21 protein-coding genes are annotated in these 25,426 nt (G+C 36.7%); 6 read left to right on the plus strand and 15 right to left on the minus strand.

The genetic code is table 11. The features are described from left to right. Positions 1–56: 56 nt before the first annotated feature. From INT04_RS04105 to INT04_RS04115, 3 genes are all read right to left on the minus strand, one after another. Entirely contained in the window at positions 57–1,595 is a 1,539-nt protein-coding gene (locus INT04_RS04105) for a hypothetical protein (RefSeq protein WP_193014876.1), read from the minus strand. Positions 1,596–1,835: 240 nt separating this feature from the next. Continuing rightward, positions 1,836–2,468 carry a transcriptional regulator gene (locus INT04_RS04110; RefSeq protein ID WP_193014877.1) on the minus strand — a complete coding sequence of 211 codons (633 nt, stop codon included), beginning with the start codon at positions 2,466–2,468 and terminating at the stop codon, positions 1,836–1,838. 64 nt (positions 2,469–2,532) lie between these two features. After that, positions 2,533–3,165 carry a TetR/AcrR family transcriptional regulator gene (locus tag INT04_RS04115; protein ID WP_193014878.1) on the minus strand — a complete coding sequence of 211 codons (633 nt, stop codon included), beginning with the start codon at positions 3,163–3,165 and terminating at the stop codon, positions 2,533–2,535. A gap of 233 nt (positions 3,166–3,398) precedes the next feature. Here INT04_RS04115 and INT04_RS04120 point away from each other — a divergent pair, with 233 nt between their 5' ends. Next, positions 3,399–4,610, plus strand: a complete 1,212-nt coding sequence (locus INT04_RS04120) for a Tm-1-like ATP-binding domain-containing protein (RefSeq protein ID WP_193014879.1) — start codon at positions 3,399–3,401, stop codon at positions 4,608–4,610. Positions 4,611–4,626: 16 nt separating this feature from the next. After that, entirely contained in the window at positions 4,627–5,454 is an 828-nt protein-coding gene (locus INT04_RS04125; RefSeq protein ID WP_193014880.1) for a phosphoenolpyruvate hydrolase family protein, read from the plus strand. 85 nt (positions 5,455–5,539) lie between these two features. Here INT04_RS04125 and INT04_RS04130 read toward each other — a convergent pair whose 3' ends face one another. Continuing rightward, positions 5,540–6,439 (minus strand): diaminopimelate dehydrogenase, encoded by a 900-nt coding sequence (locus INT04_RS04130; RefSeq protein WP_193014881.1) that lies wholly within the window; start codon positions 6,437–6,439, stop codon positions 5,540–5,542. 199 nt (positions 6,440–6,638) lie between these two features. Here INT04_RS04130 and INT04_RS04135 point away from each other — a divergent pair, with 199 nt between their 5' ends. Continuing rightward, positions 6,639–7,979: an MATE family efflux transporter gene (locus tag INT04_RS04135; protein ID WP_193014882.1), complete on the plus strand. Its 1,341-nt coding sequence runs from the start codon at positions 6,639–6,641 to the stop codon at positions 7,977–7,979. A 58-nt stretch (positions 7,980–8,037) separates the two neighbouring features. Here INT04_RS04135 and INT04_RS04140 read toward each other — a convergent pair whose 3' ends face one another. Both INT04_RS04140 and INT04_RS04145 read right to left on the minus strand, forming a co-directional pair. After that, positions 8,038–8,925, minus strand: a complete 888-nt coding sequence (locus INT04_RS04140; protein ID WP_193014883.1) for a hypothetical protein — start codon at positions 8,923–8,925, stop codon at positions 8,038–8,040. 258 nt (positions 8,926–9,183) lie between these two features. After that, entirely contained in the window at positions 9,184–9,801 is a 618-nt protein-coding gene (locus INT04_RS04145; RefSeq protein ID WP_193014884.1) for a hypothetical protein, read from the minus strand. A gap of 460 nt (positions 9,802–10,261) precedes the next feature. On the opposite strand from INT04_RS04145, the gene pepT reads away from it, so the two are divergent. The 3 genes from pepT to INT04_RS04160 all read left to right on the plus strand — a co-directional run bounded on the left by pepT (position 10,262) and on the right by INT04_RS04160 (position 14,867). Then, positions 10,262–11,515: a peptidase T gene (gene pepT, locus INT04_RS04150; RefSeq protein WP_193014885.1), complete on the plus strand. Its 1,254-nt coding sequence runs from the start codon at positions 10,262–10,264 to the stop codon at positions 11,513–11,515. After that, positions 11,512–12,879, plus strand: coding sequence for a C4-dicarboxylate transporter DcuC (gene dcuC / locus INT04_RS04155; protein ID WP_193014886.1), 1,368 nt, complete (start codon positions 11,512–11,514; stop codon positions 12,877–12,879). Before pepT ends, dcuC begins: the two co-directional genes overlap by 4 nt. A gap of 665 nt (positions 12,880–13,544) precedes the next feature. Then, the gene (locus INT04_RS04160; RefSeq protein ID WP_193014887.1) at positions 13,545–14,867 is read left to right on the plus strand and encodes a serine dehydratase subunit alpha family protein; all 1,323 of its coding nucleotides are present in this window, start codon (positions 13,545–13,547) and stop codon (positions 14,865–14,867) included. 179 nt (positions 14,868–15,046) lie between these two features. Here INT04_RS04160 and yjiA read toward each other — a convergent pair whose 3' ends face one another. From yjiA to INT04_RS04205, 9 genes are all read right to left on the minus strand, one after another. Further along, on the minus strand, positions 15,047–16,027 hold the full coding sequence (gene yjiA, locus INT04_RS04165; protein ID WP_193014888.1) for a GTPase: 981 nt from the start codon (positions 16,025–16,027) through the stop codon (positions 15,047–15,049). A 22-nt stretch (positions 16,028–16,049) separates the two neighbouring features. After that, on the minus strand, positions 16,050–16,256 hold the full coding sequence (locus INT04_RS04170) for a YbdD/YjiX family protein (protein ID WP_064719079.1): 207 nt from the start codon (positions 16,254–16,256) through the stop codon (positions 16,050–16,052). A 68-nt stretch (positions 16,257–16,324) separates the two neighbouring features. Beyond that, entirely contained in the window at positions 16,325–18,475 is a 2,151-nt protein-coding gene (locus tag INT04_RS04175; protein WP_193014889.1) for a carbon starvation CstA family protein, read from the minus strand. A 336-nt stretch (positions 18,476–18,811) separates the two neighbouring features. After that, a complete protein-coding gene (locus INT04_RS04180) occupies positions 18,812–21,322 on the minus strand; it encodes a TonB family protein (RefSeq protein WP_193014890.1) in 2,511 nt (836 codons plus the stop codon). Between the two features lie 15 nt (positions 21,323–21,337). Next, a complete protein-coding gene (locus INT04_RS04185) occupies positions 21,338–22,813 on the minus strand; it encodes a protein kinase domain-containing protein (protein WP_319022956.1) in 1,476 nt (491 codons plus the stop codon). Further along, positions 22,807–23,562: a PP2C family serine/threonine-protein phosphatase gene (locus tag INT04_RS04190; protein WP_193014891.1), complete on the minus strand. Its 756-nt coding sequence runs from the start codon at positions 23,560–23,562 to the stop codon at positions 22,807–22,809. The genes INT04_RS04185 and INT04_RS04190 overlap by 7 nt, the downstream gene beginning before the upstream one ends. Next, positions 23,562–24,230, minus strand: coding sequence for a vWA domain-containing protein (locus tag INT04_RS04195; RefSeq protein ID WP_226893970.1), 669 nt, complete (start codon positions 24,228–24,230; stop codon positions 23,562–23,564). The genes INT04_RS04190 and INT04_RS04195 overlap by 1 nt, the downstream gene beginning before the upstream one ends. Before the next feature lie 243 nt (positions 24,231–24,473). Further along, positions 24,474–25,079 (minus strand): recombination mediator RecR, encoded by a 606-nt coding sequence (recR, locus tag INT04_RS04200; RefSeq protein ID WP_193014893.1) that lies wholly within the window; start codon positions 25,077–25,079, stop codon positions 24,474–24,476. Beyond that, entirely contained in the window at positions 25,079–25,408 is a 330-nt protein-coding gene (locus INT04_RS04205) for a YbaB/EbfC family nucleoid-associated protein (protein WP_064719073.1), read from the minus strand. The genes recR and INT04_RS04205 overlap by 1 nt, the downstream gene beginning before the upstream one ends. Positions 25,409–25,426 lie beyond the last annotated feature (18 nt).

The raw sequence follows: 25,426 nt of genomic DNA on the forward strand, positions 1-25,426 counted from the left end.
CATATTAATTAATGCGAGATTTAATATCTTCACTGTTAACTATATAAATTAAAAAATTAAACATGCTCAAAATAATTAGCGAAATACTTTCTTAATACTTCATCTTTAGATCCCTCTAAATTATTTCCATCTAACCCCAATCGATTAAAAATATTTTTTAACTTTTCTTCTAATTCTGATGATTCCTTAACTTTTGATCCTATTCCTCCGTTATTTGCGACTCCATTACTAATATATTTTTTTATATCTCTATTTTCATTAGAGAAAGTTTCATAATTTATCAATAACACCACTGCATCTTGTGCCCATTTATAATTAATATTATTACTTGAGTTTCTAAATAACCTTGTAAGTAAATTATTACCCTCATCACTTTTCTTTATGTTCTCATAAAAATTTTTATTTATTTTATTATCTAACTTCCCAATATTCTTGAAAATATGATTATGAAACTTCATAATTAAAATATTTACCTTTGAAAGTGATTCATTTTCATCAATAAATTTTTCATTATTAATAAGATTATTAAATAATCCTTTAATAATATCTAATGAAATTTCACTTTTAATATAATTTATATCATTACGTTCATTATTAATTATTTTTTCTTTATCTTCTTCATTGATAACTGACTTAACTGCTTTCAGAATAATATCATCAAAATAAATACCGTTATTACCATCATTAATAACCTCTTTTAATACGCTTGTTAGATTATTAATAGATTCAGATGAAAATAACACATTAACATCACTAGAGTTTGCTGATTTGTATAATGTTTTATCTAAACAGCTATTTATTTTTTTCGATAACTCTGGATAAATAGAAATAAACTTACTTTTTATAAAGTCATTAATTAGTTCATTTTTTAATTTTTTAATATCATTAATAAACTTACACTCTAATGCTTTTTCTAAGGTTGAATATTTAATTAATTTATCAGCACTATTTCTTTCTGCTGATTTTTTAATTTTTTTATTTACTTTATCTATATTAATAAAAAATGTTTTATTTAACTGTTCAAATCGCTCTAAGAAACATTTGACATCTTTATTACCTTTCACTTTATCACTAAAATTAAACTCATTTAACTCTTTACTAAGCTCTTGGTTAATAATATTTACATTTATATTAATTGTCATCCTTGATATATATTTAAATGGAGAAATAAAGAGTGATATTAGATTTTTAAGACTGTGTTTTTTATTGATTTTAAAGTTAATTTCTTCATTCACATTTAACTTTTTCTTTCCTAATTCAGTTAAATTCTCTGCAATATTTTCATCTAACTTATTTATCGGTTTTGAATTAATATTTTCATTCGTTACATTATTAACAGTTAAAGATTCGATATATACTTGGTTTGAGAAATTTACGGAGTTATCTATTATACTTATAAGATGATTAAACTTACTTTCAATTTCATTTTGAGATAATAATTTATCATTACTTTTAACTTCTTGTGAATAAATATTATTTGTATTATAAATTTTTTCACATAAAGAATTAAACTTAGAGCAAAGCGCATTATCAATATTATTTATAGTATTTGGACTGTTATTTACATGACTTTCTATTGTTACATGACCTAGCATTTTCACTGCCTCCATTTTCATCAATAAAGACAGTGTATTCCTTTTGTTTTTTTAGATTTATAAAAATCACACAATAGTAATCAATCTATTATTTTCAATAAAAAAACGACATATTATAAAATTAAACTGACAGAAATAAAAAAAGATATCAATAAGTGATATCTTTTTTTTAGTTGACTTCATGAGTCTTTGGTACTTAAAAAAGGAACGTTAAATACAACGTAATGACAACATAAATCACTATTCTTTTAAATCGTTATATACCGTTGCTCTTGAAACACCAAGATATTGTGCCGTTATTTCCATTGCCTTACGCAATGAAAGATAGCCTTCATCCTGTAAGCAGAGTAACAATTCGCGTCGTTGATGTGGCTTTAATGCTCTTGGTGTCACTGAATAAGTTGCAGAAAACTCATCAATACGTTTTTTCAGTGAATCTTCTGTCACGGAACTAAAGGTTTCAATAATATCATCACCTTCTTCAAGGGTTGCAAATTGGTTAAGTACCATCTGTAATCCTTTAATCATCGAAATATCGATATTTAAACATAACGCAGCAACATAATTACCTTGTTTATCTTTAATACCAATAGACGTACTTTTCGCCGTTCTTCCATCAGGAAATTGATTTGGGTAGTTAGCCACAATTTGTGGGAAATCGGACGATTCAATACGTGCCATTCCCAATTCTGTTGCTCTGTCCCCGACTTTTCTACCTGATAGATTATTTTCAATGACCATAATGGTATTTTCACTATCGGTTAGATCATGAAGTACAACTTCACAAAAAGGCGATAATGTTTTACCGATGCCTTGTGCAATAAATTGTAGTTGTTCTACCAGCCACTCTTGGTCTTCTGTTTTGTGTGACATAACGATCCCTGCAATAGCTAAAACGTAAATGATTTATACAATTTTAACTGATTTATTCAAATAATTAATCGTTATCTGCAGGATAATCAGATTTTGCCTGATTTAGGATAGCTTTTGCCATCCATTGAGTCATATCAATGACCTGTTGATCATCCATTTTCCAGATATCTTTCATCACTAAAAAGACTTCAGAGCCATAAATCAGTGAAAATGACTTTATTACTTTATCCCACATTTCTGGGGGATATTGAGCTTTTAATGGCTCAATAACTTTCAGTAAAATCTCTTTACGATGACCACGAATAAATCGCTTTTCTGCGTATTCACTTGATTGCCTTTCTTTTGCCCATTGTTGCAATGACACTTGCAATGCTCCCCGTAATGCACCTTCATGTTTAAACATCTGAGGATAGGCAAGATTGAGCAACTCAGTCATACGTTGTTGTGTATTATCTTCGGGAGTCGGTGTCCATGCAATGATCGGTGCCAAACTTGCATCAACGGTGGCACTGATTAAATCACTTTGTGTTGGAAAATAACGATATGCTGTTGCTCTAGAAACACCTGCATGTGCCGCTAATTCTGACACTGTCGGTAACATTCCTTGTTCAAAAAGTCCCAACGCGGTTGTTACTAATAATTGGTAGGTTCTTTTTCGTGTACCGGACATCGCATCCGTTTCATCACTGTAACTCATAGAAAATCCTTCGTTATTTCTACACTTTTCTGTGTCTAACTTATCTTAAGGTAAATACTCACAATACCTAATGTTTACTTTAGGTGATTAATACCACCTTATCGACTAATAACGTACAAAAAATAAAAAATAATGAGACACCAGTCTCAATTCAGTGTTATTATAAATGAAACTCAAGTCTCATTATGATTATAATCTATTCGTTGATAATCATAAAAGGTATGGGAAGGCTGATGAAACAGTATGCTGGTTCTATTTATATTGCCACAACGCTTGATACTAAAAGTGCTGAGATTTTTTATGTCAGCGATTTAATTAAAAAAGCAGGCCTTCCGGTTAAAACCGTTGACTTGACAACCAAACCTACAGCATTAACAAGGGAAGCGGATGTTAGCGCAGCAGAAATAGCCTGTTTTCACCCTAACGGTAAAGAAGCCGTTTTTTGTGGTGATAGAGGTAAAGCCATAGAAGCGATGTCTGTTGCTTTTGAACATTATTTAACTCGCTGTGATGATGTCTTAGCCATTATTGGGCTAGGCGGATCAGGGGGAACGGCACTGATTACACCAGCAATGCAATCTTTGCCAATTGGTGTACCTAAATTGATGGTATCTACGATGGCGTCTGGCGATATTTCAGGCTATATCGGCGCAAGTGATATCTCAATGATGTACTCCGTCACAGATGTATCTGGCTTAAATCGCATTTCTCGGAAAGTGTTAAGAAATGCAGCGAATCAAATAGCGGGTGCAGTTTATTTTTACCAAGAAGAACAGGTTATTGATAAACCCGCAGTCGCATTAACGATGTTTGGTGTAACAACACCTTGTGTACAACAACTTACACAAAAACTTGAAAATAATTATGACTGCCTTGTTTTCCATGCAACGGGAAGTGGCGGAAAAGCAATGGAAAAATTGGTAGACAGTCACCTGCTTCATAGTGTGCTTGATCTGACCACAACCGAAGTGTGTGATTATTTGTTTGGCGGCGTACTGGCTTGTGATGAAGATCGTTTTGGCGCAATCGCCCGCACCAAAACCCCTTATATCGGTTCTTGTGGTGCATTAGATATGGTGAACTTTGGTCGCCCATCTAGCATTTCTGAGAAATATAAAGGGCGTCAGTTTTATCATCACAATGCGCAAGTTACCTTAATGCGCACAACACCAGAGGAAAACCGTCAATTGGGTATTTGGATCGCTGAAAAATTAAATCAGTGTGAAGGGCCATTACGGTTTGTATTACCACAGGGCGGTTTTTCTGCTCTGGATATTGAAGGGGGTCCTTTCTGGGATCCAACAGCAAACCAAGCGTTTTTTGATGCATTTATAACAACATTTAAAGAGACAGAGACTCGTCAATTAGTCATCAGTCCTTATCACATAAACTCTGTTGAGTTTACTCAACAAATTTATGATTTACACCAGGAACTTATTTGTTAACCACGGAGAAAGAAGAATGACTCATTCACGTGAAACGTTACTAAAAAAATTCAACGAAATGATTGCACGCCATGAACCCATTATTGGTGGTGGTGCAGGTACTGGCCTTTCCGCTAAATGTGAAGAAGCAGGTGGTATTGACCTTATTGTTATTTATAACTCAGGTCGTTACCGTATGGCAGGTCGAGGATCTTTAGCGGGTTTATTAGCTTATGGTAACGCTAATGAAATCGTTATGGATATGGCAAAAGAAGTATTACCGGTTGTTAAACATACCCCTGTTCTAGCGGGTGTTAATGGTACAGACCCTTTCTGTAACTTTGATAAATTTTTAGATGAAGTAAAAGCAACAGGTTTTTCAGGTGTACAAAATTTCCCAACTGTCGGTTTAATTGATGGTAATTTTCGCGCTAATTTAGAAGAAACAGGGATGGGTTATGGGCTTGAGGTGGAGATGATCCGCAAAGCGCATGAAAAAGATTTACTCACCACACCTTATGTCTTTAGCCGCGAAGATGCGATTGCGATGACACAAGCGGGTGCTGATATTATCGTGCCACACATGGGATTAACCACTGGTGGGAATATTGGTGCAGAAACAGCTTTCACATTAGCTGATTGTGTACCTTTAATAAATGATTGGGCAAAAGCAGCGAAAGCGGTACGTGCTGATGTCATTGTGCTTTGTCATGGTGGTCCAATTGCGACACCTGAAGATGCACAATATATCTTAGATAATTGCCCCGATTGCCATGGCTTCTATGGTGCAAGTTCAATGGAACGTTTACCTACAGAAGTCGCATTAACCGCAACAACAAAAGAATTTAAACAAATTAAACGCTAATCCAAAATCATCAAGTTTGCCTAAGCGTTAATCTATATTGCCCACGTTATGTGGGCAATATTTTATGCAGAGAGTCTTAATTTAATTACACTAATTTTGCTATTAATGTATTTAAATCACCCGCTAAGAAATCAACAGGGGGAATTTCAATCACCGTATAAGCGCCCGCACGTTGCTTCATGCTCGCTCTTGCCGCTGAAACCATAAATTGAGAAGTTAATGCAGGATTATTAATACGCATTGAATATTCAAATAATTGGTTATGTGTTTTTCCTGAAACCCCTTTATGGGTCATGTGAACACCATGCCCAACATCTTTTAAGCTATCAACACAATCAACCTGCTTAATATGGGTTTCATCAGAAGAGAAATAGCTATCTGCTTTAATGGCTTGCTCAACCTGATTAAATTTAGCCCCCGTCTCTAACTCAACATATACCATACGACGATGAACTCCCGTACCTAATGGGATTGTCATTGAAAGTGCATCTTTTACCCCTTCAATAGCTTTCGCCGCAACACTATGCCCCATGCTCATACCGGGGCCAAAATTGGTATAGGTGATCCCTTTGGGTGCCATTGCTAGCATTAAGGTACGAATAATAGAATCAGATCCGGGATCCCAACCGGCAGAGATAACAGCAACACGGTCATGTTTTTTCGCCACTTCATCCAATTCCGTTTTTAATGCCACAATTTCACTATGAACATCAAAACTATCAACTGTATTAATACCTAAACTTAAAATAGATTTAGCCAGTTCTTTAATTGCACGGGTTGGTGAACATAATAGTGCAACATCAATATTACCTAATGTTTTAATATCGTTAGTCACGGTAATATTTTGCAGTTCTTCCGGAATATTATTAGTATCACGACGAACAACACCTATTAATTCAAAATCTTGAGCTGCTTGAACTGCATCTAATGCGAATCGGCCAATATTGCCATAGCCTACAATGGCCACTTTTATTTTAGTATTCATTAATTCCCCTGACTTGAACGTTAATCATCTCTTAATGATAATAGTGATTAGTTATCAATGAATAAACCATATAAATATCTTTTTTGCCAGATAAACATTATTTGCGCTATTCCCTTACAAATAAACCTTGTAGAATCCCCCTTCTCCTGCACGTTTATATTAATAAATCGATTTCACTCTGTTTTTAAGAAGGTTTTCAATGCATCAGTCTGATGTAGCGGATCGCTCGCTTTTTTCCCTTAGTTGGCCAATATTTATAGATATCTTTCTGCATCTAGCCACACTATTAATTAATACTTACATGGTAAGTCACGTTTCAACAGCTTATTTAGCTGCTATGGGCGTTGGTAACCAAGTTTTTGACCTTTTTATCACCATCTTTAGCTTTATTAGTGTGGGCTGTAGTGTTGTTATTGCCCAATATCTAGGTGCAGGTAAAAAAGAAAAAGCCAGCCAAGCGATTCATATTTCTATCGCATTTAACTCACTACTGGGAATAAGCAGTGCCGTGGTGATCCTCTTTTTTGGCTACAATATTCTTAACTTAATGAATACGCCATCTCATCTGGTTCAAGATGGTTATAACTACCTGCATATTATTGGTATTTGTCTTATCCCTGAGGCAATTTCAATTATTCTTGCAGCTTGTCTTCGAGTTTATGGCAAATCAAAAGCCGCCATGTATGTCACCTTAATTGCTAATATTGTGACTGTCATCGGTAATATGATTGTGCTTTATGGCTTCTTTGGCTTACCACAATACGGATTAGTGGGTGTGGCTTGGTCAACCGTTGTTGGCCGAATTATTGCCGTTATTTTATTATGTGGCTTATTATTTTACGGTTTACGTATTAAATTTGAAGCAAGACAACTGTTTATCTGGTCTAAGAATATGCTAGGGAAAATCCTACATATTGGTTTACCTGCCGCAGGTGAAAACCTGGTTTGGATTTTACACTATATGACGGCATCGGCCTTTATTGGCTTAATGGGCGAAGTTCCTCTTGCTGCCCAGACGCTGTATTTCCAGTTATCACTCTTCTTAATGCTTTTTGGTATTGCTATTAGTATTGGTAACGAGATTTTAGTGGGTCACTTAGTAGGTGCAAAACGCTTTAATGATGCCTTTATTCGTGGCTGGAAAAGCTTAAAAACAGGTGTGGTATTCACTGTCGGTGTTGTCATTATCTATTGGTTTATGCGTGACCCTATTTTGTATTCTATTACAGATGATCAACGTATTATTGACCAATTACTCCCACTGTTTATTTTATCTGTCTTTTTAGAACCGGGCCGTACCTTTAACATCGTGATGGTTAACGCCTTACGTGCAGCGGGTGATGCGAAATTCCCACTGATGACAGCTATTTGCTTTATGTGGGGTGTCGCAATTCCGGTAGGTTATTTCCTAGGGATTAAAATGGAAATGGGCTTAATTGGTATTTGGATTGGCTTCCTTTGCGATGAGTGGTTACGAGGCTTAACTAACGCATGGCGTTGGCGCTCTCGTAGATGGCAAGCTAAGCGTTTGGATATATAGACCTAAAAAGCCTGATAATCTTATTGTCAGGCTTTTTAAATCGCTTTCGACTAAGAAGTTAAATAATACCTTCTTTATCATATTTAGCTAACACTAAACTAATTATTGAATTTGAAATATCATTAATTTTTTTTATATCTTTAATTTTAGAAAAATCAATATCCTTATTGTTTTTTTTTAAAACATTAGAAAAAAGATTGGTCAGAGAGTAATTATGGCCATCCTCTCTAGAAATCAAATCATGAAATGAATTTTTATTTGTTTCCAAAAGAAGTTCATTTTTAAAATTAGAATAATTAATTAGCGCAGATAGATTTATAATTATTTTCATCCTTATATTTAATAAAAAACTTTTTTCTTCATCACTTAATCCATTTTGTAAAACATTAAGTTGGTAATTAAGCATTTTTTTAATCTGTGGAGAGATTATATCATCACTTTGATTCATTAGGTGGATTAGTGAAAAATATCTATCTATTTCATTTGTGTAAATATTGCTTAATTCTTTATGACTCATATTATTTATTACTTCCTTATCCACCATTATTTCATTATCTATTAATTCATTTTTCATGATCTTATGAGTTATCATGTTATTTTTTTCGCTAATTCTATTTTTATACTCGAATAATGTCGGTGATAAAATTGATTTAGTAACGGCAGGAAAACATTGAAATTCTTCTTTGCTATTTTTTATATTGTGAATTTTCGTATTTTCTTTAGAAAAATTCTGGTTTAAATAAATATTATTCTTATTTATTTTAGGATAATTAATAAATTCATTAAAATCGACATAGTCAGAGTCATCACTTTCGCCCTCTATATGCTGAGTGTCTGAATTAGAATTATCAAGATTAACAAAATTTAGTTTTAAACTCGGTACTGTATTCAAATAGCGACCATTACCACTCATATCCATATAAATAATTTCTTCTGCTACATTCATCAATTCACACGTCGAACCATTAACGCAGATAAACTTACTTGATGTATTATTTATTGATGAGATTGGATCATGTTTAATATAAAGATCAGTATCTAGTGAATCATTTTTTGAAAGTGAAGATGGAGTGCTTATGTTTACAAGACACATTATTATCATCCTATTGGTTTAACATGATCACTATTCTATAATTTACATTTTATCCTTCTATCATTTATCTCTCTTTTAGAAAAGAGATTTTCTTTTAAAAAAATATAAAATTTAATTTCCATAAAGAACATGTTTAACAAAATAATTTATCTCTTGCGATAGAAAAACCTTATATGTGCTAACATCTCCAAAACTTGGCTTTATTTCATCATTTGAATTCAATATCGTATCTACTATTGAGTTTAAAAAATCTATTTTACTGTTATCTAAATAATTTGCATTACCCGAAAACAAAACCCATTTAGAATTGAATATTAACTCTTTTTTAAATTCATTCAATTCTCCTTGATTTACTTTATTCTCAATTGTTAAATTATCAATAATATCATTAATAACACTTTCTTTTATTTCATCGCTTTTTAATTTTCTTCTTGCATTAGCATAAATACTATCAATAGCTTCATCAGATTCTATTTTATTAGAATTTTTAATTTCATTTAAATGTGGTATTTTATCTCCATTAAGGTTAACTTTATTTTCTACATTAGAAATGGCTTTCTTCAACCCTATATAGTTTATATTTTTATCAAAAATAGGTTTAATAAAACTGACAATTGTATTGTAACAACCTAATATGATTTTATTTAAATTATCTTTGAATTGGCATCCTTTATTATTAATACTACTTATTGAAGCGAATGCTTTCCAAACAACACTATTAATATTCATATATCCCCCTTATCACTTTAGGGAAATTAAATCGCAGGTTATCGTCATTTTCTGTCAATAAGTCATATTTTTTTTATCATTTATGATGAAATCCTCATCAAAATAGTCAATAAAATATAATTATTAAAGATAACCAATCATAAAAATAAATAATGATTAATTTTATTCTTTTGAAACAACAAGTATTTAGTATCGGTTTTTTATGATAATGATCACAGAAAAAGTTCTTTATTAGGTAAATAAAATATCCTCACCTACAAAAAACACGATTTTTATTAATAAAGAAAAAACCAAAAATTAAATATTAATCAACATTAAAATTTTCTTATAAAAATAATTCTTTTTCTCTAATTCCCTATTGTTTTTTTTATGATACAAGTAAGTGTTAGTCTTTTCTAATAAATGAAATAATTAAGTATTAATACAGAGAATACAATTAAAAATATAATGGAGTCTTGTCATGAATCTCGTTGAACGGTTTATTTCTTATACAAAAGTTAACACCACGACAAATAGGGAAAATGGCGCTGCTGGTATTATGCCTTCATCAGAAGGTCAGCGAGTCCTTGCTCTACAATTAGTTGAAGAGTTAAAAGCTTTAGGTGTTGAAGATATTAAAATTCGTGATACTGCGATTGTTACCGCAACACTGCCTTCTAACCTTGATTATGACGTCCCGACGGTTGCCTTTTTTGGCCATTTAGACACCAGTGCTGAACAAACTAACGATACTAAAGCACAAATATTACCTTATAAAGGCGGTGATCTTTGCCTAAACAAAGAGCTTGATATTTATCTACGTCAAAGTGAATTCCCTGAATTAGAAAACTATATTGGTGACGAGATTATCGTAACCGATGGTACTAGTTTGTTAGGTGCTGACGACAAAGCCGCAATTGCTTCAATTATGGATATGTTGCAATACTTTAAACAGCATCCTGAAGTTAAACACGGTACAGTAAAAATTGGTTTTGTGCCGGATGAAGAGCAAGGTTTACGTGGTGCAAAAGTCTTTGATACTAAAGAATTTGGTGCTGATTTTGCGTACACTTTAGATTGCTGTGGTATTGGTGAGTTAGTGTATGAAAACTGGAATGCAGGTGATGTAGAAATTACGTTTACAGGGGCGTCAGCACACCCAATGTCCGCTAAAGGTAAATTAAAAAATTCACTGTTAATGGCGCACAAGTTCGTTGCAATGTTACCGGGCGGTGAAGCACCGGAATATACCGAAGGCCGAGAAGGTTATTACTGGGTAAAACAGATGTCTGGTAATAGTGCGAGCACATTATTAAAAATGGATGTGCGTGATTTCACCGAAAAAGGTTATGCACAACGCATGGCATTTTTAAAACAACTCTCAGATTATTGTGAAGGTTTATGGGGTGAGGGATCTGTATCTTGTAAACTCGCTGACCGTTATGCCAACGTCTTTAATAGTCTGCAAGGTGATAACCGTTATCCTATCGATATTGCGGTTGCCGCTTATGAAGCAAATGGCATTACTCCTCGCCCAATCCCAATGCGTGGTGGTTATGATGGTGCAGCCCTTTCTCAAAATGGCTTACCTTGCCCGAATATCTTTACGGGTGCTCATAATTTCCACTCTATTTATGAATATCTACCTGTTAAATCGCTTTACGCTGCCAGCGATGTCTTAAAATCTGTGGTGAAGATCACGGCTGAGCGCTTTGCACCTGGAGCTAAAGCATGATCCAAATTCTTGCGGTCTTAGTTGTTGTTGTTATTGTCGCTAGAATGATCTTGAAAGGGTATAAAGCAGAGCCTGTTTTGTTAGTGGCTGGTTTAGCCTTAATGGCACTGACAATGATGTTTGGTTGGGGGGATATTCTTCCTAAAAATGTCAAAACAACGGGTATAGGCTGGTTAGATCCTTTTGAAGTAATGCGTGATCTCTTTAGTAGTCGTGCTGCTGATCTGGGTTTAATGATCATGGCATTGATGGGATTTGCACATTATATGGATCATATTGGTGCGAATGAGGCCGTTGTGCGTGTCGCAACCCGCCCATTGAAAAATATGCGCTCACCTTATGTGTTGCTGTTTTTCTCTTTTTTACTCGCCAGTATTTTGCAATTGGCGATCCCTTCGGCAACAGGGCTAGCCGTTCTATTAATGGGAACGATGTTCCCCATTATGATAGGGCTTGGTTTATCCCCAGCGTCTGCCGCTGGTGTCATTGCCACATCATTAGGTGTTGCATACACCCCAACAGCTATTGATGCCATTCGTGGCGCAAAAGCCGTTGATTTAGGGGTTGTTGAGTATGTGCTTTATTACCAAGGCCCAGCAGCGATTGCAACCGTATTAGCGGTAGGTATTACCCATATATTCTGGCAACGCCATTGTGATCGCAAGACTGGATTTGTGCCCCAATTAGGCAAAATGTCTGAAGAAACAAAAAGTGATAAGAACATACCTGGGTTTTATGCCTTACTGCCCATGCTGCCGATTATCATGGCAGTAAGTTCATCAAGTCTATTCGTTGCAGGCATTCACCTTGATGTTGTCACCATTGTATTGATTTCAATGGCAATTTGTATGCTCATTGAAACATTACGTCTGCGTGATTTCAAATTAGTGTGTGCAGGTTTTCAGCATTTCTTAAAAGGAATGGGCTCTGCATTTAGTAATGTTGTGGGCTTATTAGTCGCAGCGGGTGTTTTTGCTCATGGTATTAAAGTCAGTGGTGCAATAGACAGCCTGATTGTTATGGCTGAATCTGTGGGGTTGCCTCCATTTGCCATGGCATTAGTGTTCGCAATTGTGACATTAGCTGCCGCCATTATTATGGGATCAGGTAATGCACCGTTCCTTGCATTCGTTGAGCTTATTCCACAAATTGCACATAGTATGGGGGTTAACCCAATTGCGATGATTTTACCTATGCAACAAGCATCACATATGGGACGAGGCATGTCTCCAGTCGCCGGTGTTATCATTGCTGTGTCTAGTGGTGCTAAGCTACAACCCTTTGATGTCGTTAAAAGGACAGCCGTACCGCTTATGGTTGGCTTTGTATTCCATAGTGCCATTATTGCTATCTTCTATTATTAATAAATAAACCTGAAGCACTATTTTTGCTTCAGGTTATTTTTAAATAATAAACATATTAAAAATAAGTAAGACTATTTTATTGTTATTTTTATAAATATAAAATTAGTTATATTTTATTTTAAATATATACTTAAGCTTTACTTTAGAATGAAATAAATTAACTATTATCATGAAAATATTAACAAAATAATAAGATATTATTCTTATACACATAAAAATAAAGAGCCTATTATTATTTCGTTAAAATGAAAGTGTAATATTAAAAGTACTCACTCATTGCCTTTTATTTTAACTATTCTGAGTTAGCCCACATTAAGTATGATAATTATACTAGCAATAGAATGAGATATTCATTCTATTGTTCTTTTTATATATTCTTATATTATAAATTTAATTTATCTAATCCTTTTGTATTCTTTACTCTCTCCCTTTTGTCAGCAAAAAAACGATTTTATGCAGTTCAGCATCATAAGGAAGCCAAACCATTTACTTAACTATGTATAGAAAAAAATACTAATACTAAAGTTAAGAAGGGTAATATTTTCTCAAATTTCATAATATTTTAGTAAATTCAGAAAAAACTTTCTCTCATAAATTCAGTATGATGAAGGTATTAAAAATAGAATAACCTATTGAATTCTCATACTGTTTATTGGATGCATACAATGAAAGAACTATTATCTTCTCGTTGGAAAATATTGATAGCGGCAGTTAAGCAACAAGTCAAACCCGCTTTAGGTTGTACAGAGCCTATTTCGCTTGCATTAGCGGCCGCAACAGCGGCAAGTTACTTACAACACACCATTACCCGTATTAATGCCGAAGTTTCTCCTAATTTAATGAAAAATGGTATGGGTGTGACGGTTCCTGGTACAGGTATGGTGGGATTATCCATCGCGGCAAGCTTAGGCGCTGTTGGCGGTGATTGTGAGGCAGGTTTAGAAGTATTAAAAAATACGACACCCGAGCAGGTAGAGCTAAGTAAAACACTATTAGCCTCAGGTGTTGTTAATGTCTCAATTAAAAAAGCGTGCCAAGAAGTCCTCTACAGCGAAGTTACTGTCGAAGATAGTGAAAACAGTGCAACGGTTATAATTGCTGGCAATCATACCAATATCGTTAAAATTATTCATAACGGTAATATTATTCTTGATAAAACTGGTAATGATGCCCAGCAATCTGCATCACCGTGTGAAATAAAAGCAACACTAACAAAAACCAATACGCAAGAAATCTATCAATTCGTAACACAAATTCCTGTAGAAGAGATTGCTTTTATTCTTGAATCCGCACATTTAAATGATGCCCTATCAAGAGAAGGCTTAAACAATACCTATGGTTTGCATATCGGACAAACTTTACAACGCCAACAACAGCGTGGTTTATTAGCAAAAGACCTATTATCAGAAATTATGATCCGCACCTCAGCGGCGTCTGATGCACGTATGGGGGGCGCTGTTTTACCCGCCATGAGTAACTCGGGTTCTGGTAATCAAGGTATTGCAGCAACCATGCCAGTGGTAGTGGTCGCCGAGTATTTGCAAGTCGGTGAAGAGAAAATGGCCAGAGCATTAATGCTTTCACATTTGCTGGCTATTTATATCCACCATAAATTTCCGGCACTGTCTGCATTATGTGCAGCAACCACAGCATCAATGGGGGCTGCAGGTGCAATTGCATGGCTAATGGACGAACGTTATGCGTCCATGGCAATGGCGATTAACAGTATGATTGGTGATATCAGTGGCGTAATTTGTGACGGTGCATCAAATAGCTGTGCGATGAAAGTCTCAACAGGGGCAAGTGCTGCTTATAAAGCGGTATTAATGGCGCTTGATAATACGTATGTCACAGGCAATGACGGTATTGTTGCTCATGATGTTGACTCAACAATTGAAAATCTGTGTGCATTAGCAAGCCGAGCAATGCAACATACTGATGTTCAAATTATTGAGATTATGGAATATAAAGCCGCAGCTAATGGCTAATTTTGGCGCTTAAAAAAAGCACCCCATAATATGAGTTATTATGGGGTGAAACATAAGATCCTAGAAACAGGATCCTCCTCAAGTCAGGAGCTTACCAATATTCGTTACTGCTATTTACAACGACTAAGGTGACATCTCTACTTCTTACTACTTTCTAACACTCACTACAGGGTATTGGTTTAATGTGCCGTTACTTCTGCATTAGGCGCTAATGCATCAAAACTGGCTCTTATCTCTTCTTCAGGTAATTGAATTCCAATAAAGACCAAGGTACTTTGGCGAGGCTCATCTTCATGCCAAGGCCTATCCCAATCTGCACTATAAAGGCGTTGAACACCTTGAAATAACAGACGATTAGGTTGTTCTTTAATATTTAGTATCCCTTTATAACGTAAAAGATTATCAGCAAAGCTTAATAATAATTTCTCCATTACATCTGAGACTTCTTGCAATTCAACGGGATAATCGAATTTCAGCACAATAGAATTGATATCATCCTGTTTATCAGCCTGAAAACGAAACAGAGGTTGCTTTACATCGAGATTATCGTTCAGCATAAAGCCTTTTACGTTAAACAATAACCCTAAATCAATTTGCCCTTGAATAACGGTATGAACAGGTGCTCTGGCATTAATACGTCTTAAACGCGCCATCAATTCAGGTGAGGCTGGAGTGACATCCGTTTTTGTTAATAGAATACGATCAGCATAGCCAATTTGTGATTGTGCAATCGTAAATTGATCCAGTTGTTGTTGAGCATGAACATTATCAACAAGTGTAATAATGCCATCTAATAAGTAACGCTGGCAGATGACTTCATGAGAAAAAAAAGTTTGACTAATCGGCCCCGGATCAGCCATGCCTGTGCATTCAATCACCAGCCGATCAAACTCTATCTCACCACGATCAAGACTGTCGCAGAGATCAAGCAATGTATCTTCTAATTCATTGGATTTACTACAACAGATACAACCATTGGTCAGCGTTTTAATTTGGGTCGCACGATCACCAATGATTTCATCATCAATAGGTACTTCACCAAACTCATTTTCAATCACTGCAATTTTATAGCCATGATCTTCATTCAGCATATGGCGTAACAGTGTTGTTTTACCTGATCCTAGAAAACCTGTCAGTATCGTGACCGCAATTGGTTCCATCAGTCGTCTCCTTTACCCATTATTAGCAACAACGAAATCCACCTTTACCATCTCCACCACCATAACGTGCTTCTTGTCGTTCGCGGAAAAACTCGTTATACGTCATAAAGGGTTTATCAGGGTGATTGTCTTTCATGTGTTGCACATAGTTGTCGTAATCAGGAATACCCACCAGCATACGTGCCGCTTGTCCAAGATATTTTCCAGCTTGTCCTAAATTACCAAACATACGTTTCTCCTGAGATAAAACCCCGTACCAGTGATCCAGTACGGGGTGGCATAACCCTCTACCTTAGATTAGTGACTTGATGACACTTTAACGTCTTTTGGCATAGGAACATAAGGTGTCTCTTCATCTGATTTTTCTGGGTTCTTACGAGCTTGCATAGCCGTACGGAAACCGTAGAAAATGATGCTGTAAACAACCACTAAGAACAGAATACTTAAGCCCGCATTGGTGTAGTTATTAATTACAATATGATTCATATTGGTAATTTCTGTTGCTGTTAAATCAGCACCACCAGCTAAGATCTTCGCTTTGTATTCATTTGCTAGATAGAAGAAGCCTTCCATTTGTGGATCATTACTGAAGAGTTTCAGCCCTAATGCCCATGTTGTACAGATTAATAGCCATACAGCAGGAACCACGGTAACCCAGATATATTTGGTTCGTTTCATCTTAATTAAGATAACAGTCCCTAATACTAACGCGACAGCCGCTAACATCTGGTTAGAAATACCGAACAGTGGCCATAAGCTCTTAACTCCACCTAATGGATCAACAACACCTTGGTACAGTAAATAACCCCATAAGCCAACACAACCCGCAGTACCAATAATACCTGCAATTAAAGAGTCGGTTTTTTTCAGGTACGGAATAAAGTTACCTAACAAGTCTTGTAGCATGAAGCGACCAGAACGTGTTCCTGCATCAAGTGCTGTCAGAATAAAGAGCGCTTCAAATAAGATACCAAAGTGATACCAAAATCCCATATTTGCGGCAGGCATAATTTGGTGGAAAACCATTGCGATACCCACTGCTAATGTCGGCGCACCACCTGCTCTGTTAAGTACAGAAGGCTCTCCGATATCTTTAGCCGTTTGTAAAATTTCCTCAGGCGATATCACAAAACCCCATGAACTTACGGTAGCAGCAGCATGAACTGTTGCTTCTCTTAATTGCCCCATAATTACGGCTGTATTTTCACCCCCTAATTCATGCAGGTTTGGCATTGTGATACCTAATCCTGCGGGTGGTGTATTCATGGCGAAATAGAGACCGGGTTCAATAATAGATGCAGCAACTAACGCCATGATCGCAACAAATGATTCCATTAACATGGCACCATAACCGATAAAGCGAGCATCCATTTCATTTGCAATAAGCTTAGGTGTTGTACCTGAAGCAATCAGTGCGTGGAAACCAGAAACAGCACCACAAGCGATAGTAATAAATAAGAATGGGAATAATGCCCCTTTCCATAATGGGCCTGTACCATCAATATATTGTGTTACCGCTGGCATTTTCAGTTCAGGGTTTAGAATAACAATACCAATAGCTAGACCAACAATAACCCCGATTTTTAGGAAAGTTGCCAGATAGTCACGAGGAGCAAGAATTAGCCATACTGGCAATAATGCAGAAACGAAAGCATAACCAATAAGACCAAAGGTAATCGTTGTATCTTTAAAGGTTAATGCAGGGCCCCAGTATGGGTCACTCGCAATAACACCACCAAACCAGATAGCCGCAATCAGCGAGATAATCCCGATAACGGAAACTTCACCAACACGACCTGGGCGGATATAACGCATGTAAATACCCATAAACAGGGCAATTGGTACTGTTGAACAAACAGTAAACACACCCCATGGGCTTTCTGCTAATGCTTTAACCACGATAAGTGCAAGCACCGCAAGAATGATGATCATGATAAGGAAACAGCCGAATAATGCGATAGTACCCGGAATAGGTCCCATCTCTTTCTTTATCATCTCACCCAGTGAATTACCATTACGGCGCGTTGAAATAAACAGCACCATAAAGTCTTGTACTGCACCTGCAAGCACGACCCCAGCTAATAGCCAAAGTGTACCCGGTAAGTAGCCCATTTGTGCCGCAAGAACGGGACCGACTAAAGGACCAGCACCTGCAATAGCGGCAAAGTGGTGACCAAATAACACATAACGGTTAGTTGGAACGTAGTTCAAACCGTCATTATTAATAACAGAAGGTGTTGCTCTTGTTGGATCCAGCTTCATCACTTTTTGAGCGATATAAAGACTGTAATAACGATAAGCAACTAAGTAGACAGCAACAGAAGCAATAACTATCCATAGTGCACTGACGTGTTCTCCACGACGAAGTGCAACGACTGAAAGACAAAAAGCACCAATGATCCCGATAATGACCCAGGGTACGTGCTTTAAAAATGCATTTTTGTTCATGAGACACCTTTTTTTCAGGCAAGACCGAACAGCCAAAGAGTAATGCGGGACAGCAAAGAGTGATTTGAGCGAATCTGAGAGATAACTGCCCGCTGTTACATAATAAGAACTCTGACACGGGAATGGGGTGACTAAATCACTTAACGGTTGTATACCGAATTAAGCGGTCTGTTTCCTCACTTAAGTGGTTTTGTCATTTTCAAAAGGTCGTTTTTTTGTGATCAAGATAACAATTTTATGACTTTCAATACGTTAGCAGATCACCCAATACAAAAAAAACGCCTCATCTTCAACAGAAAAGGCGTTTTTTTATAACATAATTTAAACAAATAAAGGTTATTGACTAAATTGGATGGATATTAAAAAGATATTACCTTTTCGAGAAGGTGAACTATTAAAGCGCCACTGATAAGCCGCATCAATAACTGCATTATCAATATCCATATCACCACTACTGGTTTTTAGCATTACCACAGTAGGAACGCCTTGAGGGTCGATATCAAGCTGTAAAATCATATCACCCGTTTTAGGTGCAGTAATTGGAGCATTTACTTTTGGCAATAACTGAGTACTACCTTTGATATTTGCCGATGCAAAATCAACACTAAAGATACGGTTTGATTGCTCAATAATATGAGTATTTAACGCTGAACGTACTACTTTACTATTAGGATCTGACGCAGGTATGGCTCTTTGTGCTAATTGAATTTGCGTTAAATCATCACTTAGATAATCATCTGAAGGCTTAATTTCAATCCCCTCTGGTAAATAGCGCATATCCATTCTGGCTCGCAACGTTTGATAACGCGCTAAACGAGCACCTTCAAGCGTATTTATCGCCATTCTCATTTCTAACATTTGCATTAAAGTGCCAATACTCTCTTGTGATTTTTGCTGTGTTGCTTTTGCAAATGCACCCGCTGCAATTTCAGGATCTTCATCTAACCATGTTATTCCCCACCCTAACCAAACATCTTCACGATTTGGATTTAAGGCAATAGCTTGCCCAAAGTGGTGACGTGCTTGTAATAACAGTGTTTGCCAATATTCTTTACCTTGTGGGTAGATATCAGGTGATTGAGATAAATTATTTGTTCCCACGTTGTAATATTGCAATTCAAAACGGGCAACCATTCTAACAACCTCTTCATTATCTTGATGAAGCGCTAATTTTTCATTTAAAAAACGCAGGCTGTTATCCCAACTTTCATGATTATTTTTCCCATTAGGTAATGTCTGGATCTCTTTTAAAATATTTTGTAATACTGCTCGCTCGCCTTGCTGTTGTTGAATTTGTCTCGAATAAGATGATGAATAAGGAGCATATGTAGAACGCGATGATGATTTTTCAGACTCTTTTTCAGGCGCTTGTTTTTGCAAACGTATAAATTCATTTTCAGCGATTGAAATACCTTTAGTATCTTGTCTTGCATATGCTTTAGCCAGTGCTATTAATGTAGGTTGTTGCTTAACACTATAGTCATTCCAACCTAGGCGTGTGCTTTGGAAACGAACGGTAACCCGCTGATGATAACCTTCTTTTGTTGGCATAAAGCGCCAATTACGTGCTTCATTAAGTGCTTGAGTATCAAAAACATCAAATCCACTGCCTTTTTGTACCCAAAGACCTAAAACACGCCCCTGAGGATCAACATCAACAGATAAAATCGTTTCTGCAATAGGAACATATTGCCCCACAGAAGGATAGTTAATCTCGGTTAAATTTTGTACTTGATTGGGCGATTCAATAAGGACTATTCCTGGATAATCCTTATCATTCATCATCGATTTCCATTCAATATAAGTTGTGGTGTTATTCGCTATTGCATGAGAAACAGGTAAAAGTGTTGCTGCCAATTTTGCAACATCTTCCGGAATGTCACTTTTTTGTCGATACAGTCGATCTTCTGTCACTCGTGCTTGTAGTATTTGATAAATTTGGCGCTGATTTTCTGTTAATTCAGAAATCGCTTTTTCAAGAAGAGCTTGTAATGATGGGTTATGACGTCCTAATTTGTCTTCATTTAATACATCAGCCACCATTAACGCAGCCATTGCTTTTTCTATTTGAGTATCAGGAAGTGTATAAGCAATATAGGTTAACGCTAAAGATTGCCATGCTTCGGGGGAGGTGGGTGCTGTTGCTATAATATTAACACCCGATTGTATTAGTTTTTCATTATTACTTGTTGAAAGCGCTGATAATGCCTGAGCAGTTACAACTTCCGACTGATTCAACAGCCAATCACTGTAAAAAGAGAGTGTTTTAATTGCCTCATTTTGTGCAGAAGTCCCTTTTAAAGAAGCTAGATAGGTCTCTTTCGCTTGCATTGCTACAGCAACATCTTCAGTTAAATAGGTTATTCCAGGTAGCTGTATACGTTTTTTTTCAAGCTCGTTGAGATATTCCAACGCTTTAGGTTGATTAAAAATGATCGTTTTAGCAATGTTATCTTCCGCATTGATTACGTCATAACGAAAATCACGCCACTGTGATTGTTCTATATTTTGTAAAACAAAACGGCGACGATCTTCTAATTCACTGTGAGGAATAATTGAAAACGAAATCCCCACCGCCATTAAAATAACAACACCCCCTCCTAAAAAATAGACGATATTTTTAGCTCGCCACGATTGTAATAACATCACAATCGCCATGATCAGCGAGCCTATCCATAATCCCAATAAGAAATTACGCTCATCAAAACGGATAGATGAAGGAAGAATTTTGATATTAATGCTGTCAACAGCAGTAATTATTGACACTAATAACGCAGGTAGCCAAAAAGGAAATAAGAGTGTGGCAATTCCGATAATAATAAAAATTGATCTAACTATTTTATTCATATTATTTTCCCCTCATTAAGGCTTTCTTTTCAAAATATTTAATGAAGGAAGAACAAAAATAATAAGCAGAAGAAGAGCAGTCACCATCAAAAACATCACACTTAACATTGCGACTAACAATTGTTCAATATAATCCGCTTTTATTAAATCCGCGATCCAAGTAAAACCTAAATCACTACTTGTCCCTTCTGGAATAAAATACATCAACAGTAACCCGAAAATAATCGGAGCTATAATGGCAAGCGCGGTATGTAGAATAACAGTAGGAACTTTATTTATTGCTTGTTTTAATGCGATAAAAATAGCCGGAGGCTGTATTGGTTGTGCAGGTACGGTATGTGTTGGTGCTTGTCTTACATTGACATTCTTTGTTCTATTTTGACGTATTTGCTCTAACTGTGATTGGTTTTGTTTTTGTGTGATGGCAACTTGCTGTAATTGAGTTTGTCTTATGCAGGCTGCACAGGCTTTTCCAGCAAAATGCTGGTGGTCTTTCTCTTTCTGGCAGACCACCATTTGCTGCTTTTCAGGTTGAGCATACTCATAAAGTGCCATAGCCCATGTTTTAGCACTCGGCCTTAATTCAGGATTTCCTGAAAAAGCTTTATCAAATAGAGTTCTTAGCTTATCGGGTAGCTGTTTATGACCACTGGCGACACTGGGTGTAATTAAATTATGTGCCTTTACGCCATAACCATAAAAGCGTCCCGCTATACGCCTTGGAATATCTGTAGGAACACTGTCATTTTTAGGACGACCACTAAAGGGATGAATACCAAAATTAAGCAGTTGAAAAATAATTACCGCTAATGCAAATCGGTCTTGTTGCTCTTCTTGTTCTTGTGGGATTGTTTGTTTTGCTTGAAATTCAGGTGCTAAATATTCAACGGTAAATTGCCCTGCAGGATAGCGTCTATTTTCACCTTGAATACTAAAGCCATCACAGTCAAGAAGCGACATGTACAAACTTGATTTATAAAACCGTAAATTTAACGGTTTCATATCAATAATACGATGTCCCTGTTGATGCAAGGCTTCAATCAATGAGCAAAGATTATATGCAAGACTAACTTTTGCGCCCATTCCCGTTGGCAAATTATGGGCTTTCGCTTGCCGCTCTTGAAGAATATATTCCAACTCAATCGTGTTTTTAACATCAAGTTCAGGCATCACAAAGCCGACAAATTGCTTTTGGTTATCATATAACCTTGCTTGAGGCCATGCGAGTTGAATAATAGGAGCATCATTAACAGAAACAGATGTTAATGCTGGCTCTAGTTTCTGCATTGCGGTGATCTTTTTCAGATAATAGGTTTTATCAATTTTGTCATGATAAATTTTTGATACCTGAAAAGGTGCATTCGTTATGTGGCTAACGCTACCTGCCCCCCCGCTTTTTATCAAATCGCCAATTTGATAAACCTTGCCATTTTCATCTTGCAGTTGTGTTAATGTGGGTTTTGCTATCCCTGTCTTTCTCGCTTTTACCACAACACGTCATCCCTGATACAAATCACTAAAGTTTTATCATCCCCCGTAATTGAATGTGTGCGGGGATCAGCCAATGTTCCTGCTAGTGCTTCACTTCCACTGTCTTCTGACACAGTTTTTAAATAATGAATGACAGGAGCAATGAAAGGTTCGTAAAGGGCATCATTTGCTTTATTCATGGCAAAAGGCTGTACACCATCAGACATCAAAACAACCTGTGTCACAGGCTTATTTAACGGAATGACTCGCAAGTGAGCGTCCCAACTTTCAGAGGTAACAAACCACGTTTGATTAGCATATTCGCCGTTTTCGGGTTGAGAGACATAATGTGTGCCATCACTGTATTCCACTACGGCAATGCCATCTCCTAAATGGAATAAATATCCTCCCTCATCGCCAACCCAACATGCCACAAGTGTTGATGCATATTCATTAAGTGCACATTGTTTTATTTCTGCATATTCAGCCAGTTGCAGACGAATATCTTCAATGAGTTGTTTTGCGCCTTGTGTTATTTGCTTTTCAGTTAATACATCAATATTAGGCCACTCTGTAACTCGTAGTGTAAATAACCGAGCCACAAGCTGAGCACCTTGTTCACTATAACGAGAAGAGCCCGCGCCATCACACACCGCCGCGATAAGATACTCACCTTTACGGCGAATAAAATATGCATCCTGACAAGGAATTTTGCGTTCTAGGTGGGCAACGCCTGTCACCGATGCCCCATACGCTAACCAATCGTTCATCAAACAGGTACACTCGCCCAAGAATCTGTTGAAGGTAATTGTGCTGTGCCACCCGGTGTTGATTGAGAAACCACTTGCATACTGGCGCTTAGCCACAAGAATAATTCTTTAAATTGCAGCCCTTTAAGCATTTTCACACCGTTAACCCCATTGCGGCTAAAGCTTCCCATCACTTCTGCTGATGCTCCCTCAACCATAATAGGAAATACCGCTGTTTTTTGGCTTTCTTCTGCTTGGCGACAACGTTGAGCTGCCTGTTCCCATTGATCGGTCGGTACACCATCAGACATTAAAAATAGCCAAGGACGAGTATAAGCAACACCTGCTTGCTTAAAACGCTGTTTTTCAGCCTCTATCTCTTCAAGTGCCAGCGTAATAGCTTGCCCCATAGGAGTCGTACCATTCGCTTCTAAAACAGGTGCTGTAAAGTCCATAGCATCTTTCCAATCACCATGAACCGTACATTGGTCATACCCGCCATACTCAATCACTAAAATACGCACGCGTTTCGCTGCAATAACGTCATTTTTTAGTTCTTGTTCTAGTAACTTAAGACCTTCATTTAATTGTTGAATAGGTTGACCATACATACTGCCAGAACTATCTAATACTAAGATTAAAGGGGTGCGTTGTTCACTGTTATCCACTAAGGCTACGTCAGGGATCATAAGATGCTCCATCATTCAGTTATTATTTTTCATGATAATGATTAATGTAACATAAAGACGCTAAATTCATCAGAAAGAAAAAAGCGATAAATTGAGGATAATAAGATTTTTTATAAAAATCCTGTACTAAAGATAAAATCTCAACTTTTAAATTAAAATTGCGATGATTTACATGATATTAAATGAAAAAAACACCTTATTACATCAAGTAAAAGGTGCTTTTAAAATAAATTATTTATGATGTTAATAATGGATTTTTTGGCGTCCCGCAATAGAGTGCGAAAGCGTTGTGCCATCAACCATTTCAAGCTCGCCGCCCACAGGAACACCGTGAGCTATCCGGCTAGCAGTAATATCATACTGAGCACAGATTTCAGCAATGTAATTAGCGGTTGCTTCACCTTCAACAGTCGGGTTTGTTGCCAAGATAACTTCTGAAATTGTTTCTTGGCTTAAACGCTCTTCAAGTCGATCTAAACCAATATCCATAGGACCAATACCGTCTAAAGGGGATAAATGCCCCATTAAAACAAAGTATCGACCTGCAAACTGCCCTGTCTGCTCGATAGCATGAATATCCGCAGGACTTTCCACAACACAAATCTGCCCATTTTGCTGACGACGAGCATTGCCACAAATAGTGCAACGTTCTTCTTCAGTAAAGGTACGGCAATCACAGCAATGACCAATTTCAGACATTGCACGTGTTAGTGCTTGTGCAAGTCGCATGCCTCCGCTTCTATCGCGTTGAAGCAGTTGGAAAGCCATTCGTTGCGCCGATTTAGGCCCGACACCGGGTAAACAACGCAACGCTTCCATTAATGATTCAAGAAGTGGGCTGGTTTGCATTAGAATGGCATCTTAAAGCCTGGTGGTAATTGCATACCGTTAGAGACAGAAGCCATTTTCTCTTTTTGCGTTTCATCAATACGACGCGCAGCATCATTAAAGGCGGCTGCAATCAGATCTTCTAACATCTCTTTGTCATCTTCTAGCAGACTAGGATCGATTTCAACACGACGGCAATTATGAGCACCATTGATAGTGATCTTCACTAAACCAGCGCCGGATTCACCCGTCACTTCTAAGCTCGCGATCTCTTCCTGCATTTGCTGCATTTTGTCTTGCATTTGTTGGGCTTGCTTCATCAGATTGCCCAAACCACCTTTTCCGAACATAATTGTCTCTCTTTGTAA

Origin of the sequence: Proteus sp. FME41, assembly GCF_014897315.1 — a bacterium.
Classification (GTDB): Bacteria; Pseudomonadota; Gammaproteobacteria; order Enterobacterales; family Enterobacteriaceae; genus Proteus.

Coding starts and splice junctions, on each gene's coding strand:
- INT04_RS04195 (WP_226893970.1), bottom strand. CDS start 24,230: ATGATCCCTGACGTAGCCTTAGTGGATAACAGTGAACAACGCACCCCT.
- INT04_RS04115 (WP_193014878.1), bottom strand. CDS start 3,165: ATGAGTTACAGTGATGAAACGGATGCGATGTCCGGTACACGAAAAAGA.
- INT04_RS04110 (WP_193014877.1), bottom strand. CDS start 2,468: ATGTCACACAAAACAGAAGACCAAGAGTGGCTGGTAGAACAACTACAA.
- INT04_RS04205 (WP_064719073.1), bottom strand. CDS start 25,408: ATGTTCGGAAAAGGTGGTTTGGGCAATCTGATGAAGCAAGCCCAACAA.
- yjiA (WP_193014888.1), bottom strand. CDS start 16,027: ATGGAACCAATTGCGGTCACGATACTGACAGGTTTTCTAGGATCAGGT.
- INT04_RS04130 (WP_193014881.1), bottom strand. CDS start 6,439: ATGAATACTAAAATAAAAGTGGCCATTGTAGGCTATGGCAATATTGGC.
- INT04_RS04145 (WP_193014884.1), bottom strand. CDS start 9,801: ATGAATATTAATAGTGTTGTTTGGAAAGCATTCGCTTCAATAAGTAGT.
- INT04_RS04140 (WP_193014883.1), bottom strand. CDS start 8,925: ATGAATGTAGCAGAAGAAATTATTTATATGGATATGAGTGGTAATGGT.
- INT04_RS04135 (WP_193014882.1), top strand. CDS start 6,639: ATGCATCAGTCTGATGTAGCGGATCGCTCGCTTTTTTCCCTTAGTTGG.
- INT04_RS04180 (WP_193014890.1), bottom strand. CDS start 21,322: ATGAATAAAATAGTTAGATCAATTTTTATTATTATCGGAATTGCCACA.
- INT04_RS04190 (WP_193014891.1), bottom strand. CDS start 23,562: ATGAACGATTGGTTAGCGTATGGGGCATCGGTGACAGGCGTTGCCCAC.
- INT04_RS04105 (WP_193014876.1), bottom strand. CDS start 1,595: ATGCTAGGTCATGTAACAATAGAAAGTCATGTAAATAACAGTCCAAAT.
- INT04_RS04175 (WP_193014889.1), bottom strand. CDS start 18,475: ATGAACAAAAATGCATTTTTAAAGCACGTACCCTGGGTCATTATCGGG.
- pepT (WP_193014885.1), top strand. CDS start 10,262: ATGAATCTCGTTGAACGGTTTATTTCTTATACAAAAGTTAACACCACG.
- recR (WP_193014893.1), bottom strand. CDS start 25,079: ATGCAAACCAGCCCACTTCTTGAATCATTAATGGAAGCGTTGCGTTGT.
- INT04_RS04120 (WP_193014879.1), top strand. CDS start 3,399: ATGAAACAGTATGCTGGTTCTATTTATATTGCCACAACGCTTGATACT.
- INT04_RS04160 (WP_193014887.1), top strand. CDS start 13,545: ATGAAAGAACTATTATCTTCTCGTTGGAAAATATTGATAGCGGCAGTT.
- dcuC (WP_193014886.1), top strand. CDS start 11,512: ATGATCCAAATTCTTGCGGTCTTAGTTGTTGTTGTTATTGTCGCTAGA.
- INT04_RS04170 (WP_064719079.1), bottom strand. CDS start 16,256: ATGTTTGGTAATTTAGGACAAGCTGGAAAATATCTTGGACAAGCGGCA.
- INT04_RS04125 (WP_193014880.1), top strand. CDS start 4,627: ATGACTCATTCACGTGAAACGTTACTAAAAAAATTCAACGAAATGATT.